General features: G+C 69.8%; 1 protein-coding gene. It reads right to left on the reverse strand.

Translation table 11 applies throughout. The annotated features are described in order from the left end of the window. Positions 1 to 275: 275 nt before the first annotated feature. Positions 276 to 1,778 (reverse strand): IS66 family transposase, encoded by a 1,503-nt coding sequence (tnpC, locus tag MFF13_RS14825; protein WP_238272444.1) that lies wholly within the window; start codon positions 1,776 to 1,778, stop codon positions 276 to 278. Positions 1,779 to 2,003: the final 225 nt, after the last annotated feature.

Consider the following 2,003-nt stretch of genomic DNA (forward strand, 5'->3'; position numbering starts at 1 on the left):
TACCAACGCGTACGAGGCGGCCAATGCCGACGTGAAGGCGGCCGGCATCGACCCGATGCTGCACTACCTGCGGTACGGTGCCGTCGAGGGCCGCAATGCCTTCAACGACGGGCACTTCGGCTGAGAGGCTTGGGGTCGGGGTCAATTGCCCCGGCCCCCCGCGTCGGCCTGAAACTTAGACGCGAGACTGTCGTCGCTGACGCGGATCGAGAGCGTCGAAGTCATGTTGGACGTACGCCTTCGGTGAAGGCCGCGGTTGTGGTCCCGGCGGGGTGTCAGGCGGCGATCTGCCGTGGCTGAGGCTGGGTCCAATTCCAGGGCAGGAGTTCGTCGACACGCCGGGCGGGATGGTCGGGTAGCCGCGCTAGTACGTCCGCGAGCCAGGCCTGCGGGTCGATGCGATTGAGCTTGGCGGTCTCGATCAGCGTGTAGAGGGCAGCCGTGCGATGCCCGCCCGCATCCGAGCCGGCGAAGGTCCAGTTGCGGCGGCCCACCGCGATGGGACGGATGGAGCGTTCGGCGGCGTTGTTCGAGAGGCAGATGCGCCCGTCGTCGAGGAACCGGGTGAAGGCGGTCCAGCGCTTGAGCATGTAGTCGATTGCCGCTGCCGTGGGCGCTTTGGCCGAGAGCCTGGCGCGGTTCTCCCGCAGCCACGTCTCCAGGTCGGCGACGAGAGCAGCCGAGCGGGCGCGGCGGTGCGCGCGGCGTTCATCGGGGGCAAGACCGTTGGCGGCGCGCTCGATGGCGAAGATCGCATCGATCCGCGTTACCGCCTCGATGGCGATCGGAGCCTTCTTCAGATCGGCCAGCTCGAAGAACTTGCGTCGAGCATGGGCCCAGCAGGCCGCCTCGTGGATTGGGCCCGGCTTGCGGCCGGGGTCGTACAGCCGGACGAACCCCGAGAAGGCGTCCGCCTGCAAGATGCCGTGGAAGTCGCCGAGCCAGGTCTCGGCATCGGCGTCGTAGCGGTCGGGAGAGTAGAAGTAGGCCGCCGCCGGCGGCTCGGGTCCACCGAAGGGGCGGTCGTCGCGCACCACCGTCCAGAGCCGGCCCATGCGGGTCTTGCCCTTGGCCAGGACCGGCACCGGCGTGTCGTCGAGATGGAGGCGCTCGGCTTCCCGGACATGGGCCTCGATCCGGGAGACCAAAGGCGACAGGGCGGTGGTGACGGCCCCGACCCAGCCGGCCAGGGTCGAGACGTCGATCGGCACGCCCTCGTGGGCGAAGCGCTGGCTCTGGCGATGCAGCGGCAGGTGCAGGCCGAACTTGGCCATCATCACCTCGGCCAGGAGGTTTGGCCCGGCCCGGCCCCGCGGGATCGGGTGGAAGGGAGCCGGGGCCTGCGCGATGGTCTCGCAGTCGGCGCAGGAGAAGCGCTCGCGCACGTGCTGGATCACCACCCAACGCGCCGGGATCCGCTCCAGGGTCTCGGTGACGTCCTCGCCGAGAGGGCGCAGGCGCGCGCCGCCACAGCAGGCGCAGGTCGTCGGGCTGGGATGGAGGATGCGCTCGCGCGGCAGATGCTCGGGCAAGGGCCTACGAGCGGGCTTGCGCCGGGAGGAAGTCGGGGTGGTATGCGGCCCGGGCTCAGCCGCTTGCGCCTCCGTCTCGGCCAGCGTCTCCTCCAGATCCTCCAGCGTCAGTTCGAGCTGGTCGATCCGGGTGCTGCGTTCCGAGGATGCCCCGAAGCGCTCCCGTCGCAGCCGGGCAACCTCCAGCTTGAGCCGTTCGACCGCGATCTCGGACACGAGCCGCGCCGCCCGCTCGGCTAGGATCATGGCGTGGGCGGCAGCGAGATCGGTGGGGAGCGGCGGGGGCTCGGACGCGTTCGGCACGCCCGAGAGAAGAGCATATTGCTCAGGCTTTGTAACGCGTTATCCTCATCCGACCGCACTCGGACGCCAGCTCTCCTGCGGCATCCGCCAGTCGATGCCCGAGAGCAGGTAGCCGAGCTGCGCCGTCGAGATCGTCACGGCTCCGTCCGCCACCGACGGCCACAGGAA

Origin of the sequence: Methylobacterium cerastii (assembly GCF_022179125.1) — a bacterium.
Classification (GTDB): Bacteria; Pseudomonadota; Alphaproteobacteria; order Rhizobiales; family Beijerinckiaceae; genus Methylobacterium; species Methylobacterium cerastii.

What these genes read in the sequence shown, in the direction of transcription:
- tnpC (WP_238272444.1), bottom strand. Translation starts at nt 1,778, where the DNA reads ATGATCCTAGCCGAGCGGGCGGCGCGGCTCGTGTCCGAGATCGCGGTC.